The 6,055-nt window shown below is 50.7% G+C and carries 4 protein-coding genes and 1 pseudogene; 3 read left to right on the forward strand and 2 right to left on the reverse strand.

All coding sequences use genetic code 11. From position 1 onward, the window contains the following. The coding region (locus tag WC593_15835; protein MFA4826620.1) for a hypothetical protein at positions 1 to 1,923 on the reverse strand (1,923 nt) is incomplete at its 3' end. Between the two features lie 717 nt (positions 1,924 to 2,640). On the opposite strand from WC593_15835, the pseudogene WC593_15840 reads away from it, so the two are divergent. Together WC593_15840 and WC593_15845 are read left to right on the forward strand one after the other, a co-directional pair. Beyond that, a pseudogene (locus tag WC593_15840) lies at positions 2,641 to 2,934 on the forward strand (transposase). 122 nt (positions 2,935 to 3,056) lie between these two features. Then, the gene (locus tag WC593_15845) at positions 3,057 to 4,373 is read left to right on the forward strand and encodes an IS5 family transposase (protein ID MFA4826621.1); all 1,317 of its coding nucleotides are present in this window, start codon (positions 3,057 to 3,059) and stop codon (positions 4,371 to 4,373) included. Between the two features lie 33 nt (positions 4,374 to 4,406). On the opposite strand, the gene WC593_15850 is transcribed toward WC593_15845, so the two are convergent. Then, positions 4,407 to 5,351, reverse strand: a complete 945-nt coding sequence (locus WC593_15850; protein ID MFA4826622.1) for an IS30 family transposase — start codon at positions 5,349 to 5,351, stop codon at positions 4,407 to 4,409. A 111-nt stretch (positions 5,352 to 5,462) separates the two neighbouring features. Between WC593_15850 and WC593_15855 the strand changes: the two genes are divergently transcribed. Continuing rightward, on the forward strand, positions 5,463 to 6,055 hold a 593-nt coding region (locus WC593_15855), incomplete at its 3' end, for a PAS domain S-box protein (protein MFA4826623.1).

The following is a 6,055-nucleotide window of genomic DNA, read 5'->3' on the forward strand; positions in this document are numbered from 1 at the left end:
AACCGTTCTCCGCATTTCTCCCAGAGGCGGCATCTCTTTTATGGGTATTTTAGGGAGAAAAAACATCATCACTAATTTAATACCAGGTACAATCACCTCATCACTTCCTTCTACCAAACTCCCGTTCATCAGCATTTCGAATATATAACTGCCGAAAAGCTTTAGCTCTCGCGATGTCATCTCTTCTTGCTTGCTTACCTCGGCATATTTCGTACCAAGATATAGAAAAAACCAAGTGGTGGTACCTACCAGCACCGAATCAAAAGCGTCGGCAGGATCCTCCTTATTAAGATTGATTTTCAATAGAGGCATAACCGGGGCTAGAAAACGTTCATTGAAAAAGCTAACCAACTCCTCATCTTCTGTTTCAAATGACCAGCCAGTTATTTTTTGATGAAAATCTGCGATAGAAATTCGGCGCCTGGTATCAAACTGATGCAGCAGATACTCTTCAAGTGAGCGGCCATCAAATAATAATCTGGACAGCAAATCACCAACCAGCAAGTCTTCTGCTAACGGGTCCAAATACTCGTCATGTCTTTCACCAAACAAACCCGTTCCATAAAGAGCAATATGCGCCAAGTCGGTTTGATGCTGCTTATCCTGGCGTATCAAATATAATGCAGCCAGGACCAGTTCCTTGTCGCTCATCTCGTTCGATGAAAAATGATTTATAGAATGCAAATAACCGATTAACTTGTTGCGAAATAAAAATTCTGGCGAAGCACTTGTCAGTGCCGACGTTTTAATATCGTCTTTTTGTGGATGAATATCGACATCGCTATTCTCTGAAACAGTTGCCGATGCCGGAAATTCCGGTACTTCAGGAACGCTCGCATGATCGCTGCGATCAACAAAAAACTCATCCCAGATGAATTTCCCCGCGATCACCAAAGTCGTTCCTGTAAACGCCAGAGCAGCTCCTAGAAAGGCTCTTCCTGTCACGCTTGTATGTCGCGCAGATGCCGCCATAGTGGCCGCAGAAGCAACGAGCAAGCCCCCCGCGGCATCGTTGCTCTTGGTATCAGCGGCGGCAGAATGCGACGGCAGCGGCTCACTTGCGACTGTTTCGCGCGGCACCTGATGATGGTTTTCGATTCCCACAAGGTGCCTGGAGAAGGAGCAGTTTCTCTCCGCGCCAGGCATTTCCCCCATATTTTCCGTGTGCGTACAATGCCAGCTTTTTTGTTCTGTCACCTTGGGGTTTGCCGTGCCTGCGCTATTGATTTCTTCCACACAAAGATAGTGATGGTTGCCGCTCGTATCTTGCGCGGTAAAGCGACACACTTCTCCAGCATGCTGCGCCATTTTTCCAAGATGATTCCAATAGCTGCTGGCGCGCAACAACAAATTTCCCAGATACGCCGGTACCCGCAGCAAGCGTCGTTGGGGCGCGCCTTCATCGGTGATCCAATGCTTGGCGACCACGACCAGCACAGCCAAGCCGGTAAAAAAATAGCTGGATGCATGGTCGCCATCCTGGAGCGAAAATTGCTCCAGAAACGGCTCGCCGACATAGTCGAGCAGCGTCTCGCGAATAAAATGCGCCATCTGCGAAATCATGTTGCCGCTGTCAAGCAAGTGGGAAGAAGCCAGACCGATTGTGTTTAACATCGCCATGTCGATATTTTTTCTTTCCGTCACGGCCATGTACAGGTCATTTGCTGTGACTACAATATCGATTGGCAATCCCGGAAAAATTTTTAATAGCCCGGCGAAAACGAGTTGATTTTCTAACACGCCACCAAAATTGCTGATGAGCTCTTTGGCGCAACGCCGACAATCTTCGGTGAATGGAATAGATTGTTCGACATCGTTTTCCGAATGGCTGTCCGCTGACGTAAAATCCGTCTGAACCTCAAACCGCTCCTTATCCATATCGAAATGATCAACGGCATCAAACCAGATTTCGGGCGACTCCATATCTGAGGAGGCAAGCGCAACAGGAGAAACAGAAGAAACTGGGAGTGAGAGTGAGGGAGAGGTAACATGCATCTATAAGCCCTTTATTCAAGAATTTGTCATAGTCCTGCCCAATGCGCTCACCTGCTTATTTGGCTATTTGGCTATCTGGCTAATGTACAAATCTCTACCGGGGCTTCATCATTAGCTCCCAATGAGGATGCTGATGATGAGAAAAACTGATGTAGTGCGCTTAACAAAATGCTGCCAGCAGCGTTGCAGCCTCCTTACCGTAGCCATACTGGCTGCAGCGGCGTGCCTTGATACCGGCGTCAAATCGATGGTGATGCGTGGGCAATTTTGTATGTTGTATGAAATGCGTTCTCGAAACGCTTTCCACCAAACTGGTTGGAATTTCACGTGAAGTGAAAAGTTCCTACCTCAAATCATTGACCTTATTGCCCTCATAGCGAGGCCATACGATGACTGATGGTGATGGTTAAAGTCAGTCCGAGGCGGTACCGGGCATCTTGGCATCTCTTGAATGTGGAGAATGCCCCTGACAATGCAGCTGGATAATGGAAGATGAAGAAATGCAGTGCTGCACTGATAATGAGTCGCCCCTGAATAACTCCGCAAACAGCCACAGGCAAGGTTTTTCAGTCGAAAAATGCATGTTGCATTTGCAAGGATATGAAATATTCCTCTCACTTTCTTGCAAATATTGACGAGGTTTTGATGGGACCCAAGCCTGAACTTGCGCAATCTGGCCAATTGTTTGGCTATCCGTTGATGGCGCATTTGAATCTGCGCCATCCGCTCATCGAGCTAGCCGGTCTGATCGATTGGGACGCCATCGATCGCCTCGCCGGTGTTTCTTTCACCTCAAAGCGAGGACGTCCGGCAGTGGGTCCCAGGCTCATTGCCGGGCTGCTGTATTTGCAGCATGCCTACGACCAGTCAGACGAAGAAGTGGTCTGGAACTGGGTTGAGAATCCTTACTGGCAAGTGTTCACCGGCGAGACCTATTTAGTCGCCCCTGAATAACTCCGCAAACAGCCACAGGCAAGGTTTTTCAGTCGAAAAATGCATGTTGCATTTGCAAGGATATGAAATATTCCTCTCACTTTCTTGCAAATATTGACGAGGTTTTGATGGGACCCAAGCCTGAACTTGCGCAATCTGGCCAATTGTTTGGCTATCCGTTGATGGCGCATTTGAATCTGCGCCATCCGCTCATCGAGCTAGCCGGTCTGATCGATTGGGACGCCATCGATCGCCTCGCCGGTGTTTCTTTCACCTCAAAGCGAGGACGTCCGGCAGTGGGTCCCAGGCTCATTGCCGGGCTGCTGTATTTGCAGCATGCCTACGACCAGTCAGACGAAGAAGTGGTCTGGAACTGGGTTGAGAATCCTTACTGGCAAGTGTTCACCGGCGAGACCTATTTACAGACCAAGCCACCGATTGATCCTTCGAGTTTGACGCGATGGCGCCAGCGTCTTGGTGAAGCAGGCATGGAAGAGTTATTAGCTCAGACCATCGAAGCCGCCAAGCGCGCTGGCCTGATCAAGGCCGCCAGCATTGAACATGTGATCGTCGACACCACCGTCATGGAAAAAGCGATTGCTCCGCCCACCGACTCAAGACTGCTGGAACGCTCCCGACAACATCTGGTGAAGTTCGCGCAGCAATGCGGACTGACGCTGCGACAAAACTACAACCGGGAAGGTCCGCAACTGGCATGGCAGGTAGGCCGCTACGCGCATGCCAGGCAGTTCAAACGGATGAGAGGTGCACTCAAGGCCTTGCGCACCCGCGTCGGTCGCGTACATCGGGATATCGCACGACAAATGAGCCAGGTGCCCGTGCAGCAACAGGCCAGACTCAAAGACCTGTTAAGCCGAACCGAACGCATTGTGCTCCAACAACCGAAAGACAAAAACAAACTCTATGCGCTGCATGCCCCGGAGGTCGAATGTATTGCCAAAGGCAAGGCCAGAACGCCCTATGAGTTTGGCGTCAAGGTGTCGATTGTGACGACACACAAAGAAGGACTCGTGGTTGGTGCGCGCTCGATGCCAGGCAATCCGTATGACGGCCACACCTTGCGCGAAGCACTGGAACAGGCAGAAATTGTATCGAACGTCAAACCACAGATGGTCTTCGTCGATAGAGGTTATCGGGGTGTGGACATTGACGATGTACAGATCTGGAGATCAGGTCAGAGGCGCGGCGTCACGCGTGGCTTAAAAGCTATGATCAAGCGACGCAGCGCGATTGAACCGACCATCGGTCACATGAAAACAGATGGTAAGTTCGGCAAAAACTGGCTCAAGGGAGCGCTCGGTGATGCTATGCATGCCGTGCTGTGCGGCGCGGGTCATAACCTGAGAATGATCATGAGGAAGCTGCGGCTTTTTTGCGCCAATAGGTTTGGCATGCTCCTGTGCTGTATCGCATATCGAGGCTGAAAAATTAGCCTGTTCCGTTAAAAAATGAATTGTTCAGGGCCGACTAAATACTTCATGAGGCGTTTTGTAATTCAAGCATTTTCGCGGGCGATGATTGAGGCTGTCCATAGCAAATCTTACGTCCTTCTCGGTGATGGACTCGAAACGCATTTTCTTAGGAAAGAACTGGCGTATTAATCCGTTCATATTTTCGTTCGCGCCACGCTCCCACGAGCTGTATGGATGGGCGAAGTAAAATTTTGCGTCGATTTCTTTCGCAATACGTTCATGTTGGGCAAACTCTTTTCCATTATCGGTCGTCAGTGTATGCACGCAGTCAGCAAAAGGCGTCAGCAGAGAAATCATGGTGTTTGAGACTGCCAGGGCAGTTTTATGTGTGACTTTGCCAATCAGGGTATAGCGGGATTTACGTTCATTGAGCGTCACGAGTGCCTGCTGATGATTTGCGCCGATGACCGTGTCGCCTTCCCAGTCGCCATAGCGGGCGCGCTTCTCGACCACAGCAGGACGGGCATCAATGGAAACCTGGTTCGGAATGGTGCCGCGTCTTTCACGACCGCCATAGCGCTTCTTCCTGGCTTTCTGGCAGCGCAAAGTAAGGTGCAGGTCTCCACCAGCGCGTTTGTCTGCATAGATGCGCTGATAGATGCATTCGTGGCTGACTGTCGCTTGACCATTGACGGCCAGGTAACCAGAGATTTGTTCAGGGCTCCATAGCGCGACGAGCTTAGCTTCGACAAAATGCCAGGTCTTGGCTGCAACTCGCCGACTATTATTTGATTCTTGCATGCGCCGCATCGCACAAACGTGAGCTTGTGCTGGCCGGTAGCCGCGATGGCCTCGATTGCGTCTCAACTCGCGGCTGATAGTCGATTTGTTTCGCCTCATCAGTTTCGCAATGGCACTCTGGTCATGTCCTGCTTGTTTAAGAATGTAAATTTGGTATCGTTCGTCTTGGGTGAGATGTGTATAGGTCATTTCGGGCAACTTCGACTTGGAGGTCTGGGGGCTCGGATGCTATCTCATCTTGCCCACCATACCTATTTTTCAAGTTGCACTTCGAATTTGAACTCGCGGTATGAAAAGGAAATGGAGACCAGTCGCTACAAATTTGCCAGTGTCTTTGAGCATGCCCCGATGCCACTGACATTGGTGCGCAAGAGTGGGGAGTTTGTCGACGTCAATGAGTCCTGGCTACATCAGTTCGGCTATCAGCGCGAAGACATCATTGGCAATACCGCACTTGGCATTGGTTTGTGGGTCAACCCCAGTGAACGCGCCATCATGGTGGCGCAGGCCAATCAGACCGGCATCATCAATCGCATGGAGACCCATTTTCGTACCAAGGATGGCAAAGTTCTGATCTGCGCGCTGTCGGGGCGACCGCTCAATATCAATGATCAGGATCTGTATATCCTGACGCCGGTCGACATCACTCGCCAGCGCCAGGCCGAGCGTGAAATCCTGGAAATCAATGCCCAGCTTGAGTCACGCGTACTGTCGCGTACCACCAAACTGGAGGAAGCCAACAGGGAACTCAATGCCGCGCTGGACACCCTCAGCCTGGCGCAGGGGGAGCTGGTGCGAGCTGAGAAAATGGCCGCGCTTGGTTCCCTTGTTGCAGGTATCGCGCATGAAATCAATACACCGGTTGGCGTCATTGTCACTGGTGCTTCTGTGCT

The sequence above is a fragment of the Methanoregula sp. genome, from assembly GCA_041645435.1.
GTDB lineage: Archaea > Halobacteriota > Methanomicrobia > Methanomicrobiales > Methanospirillaceae > Methanoregula.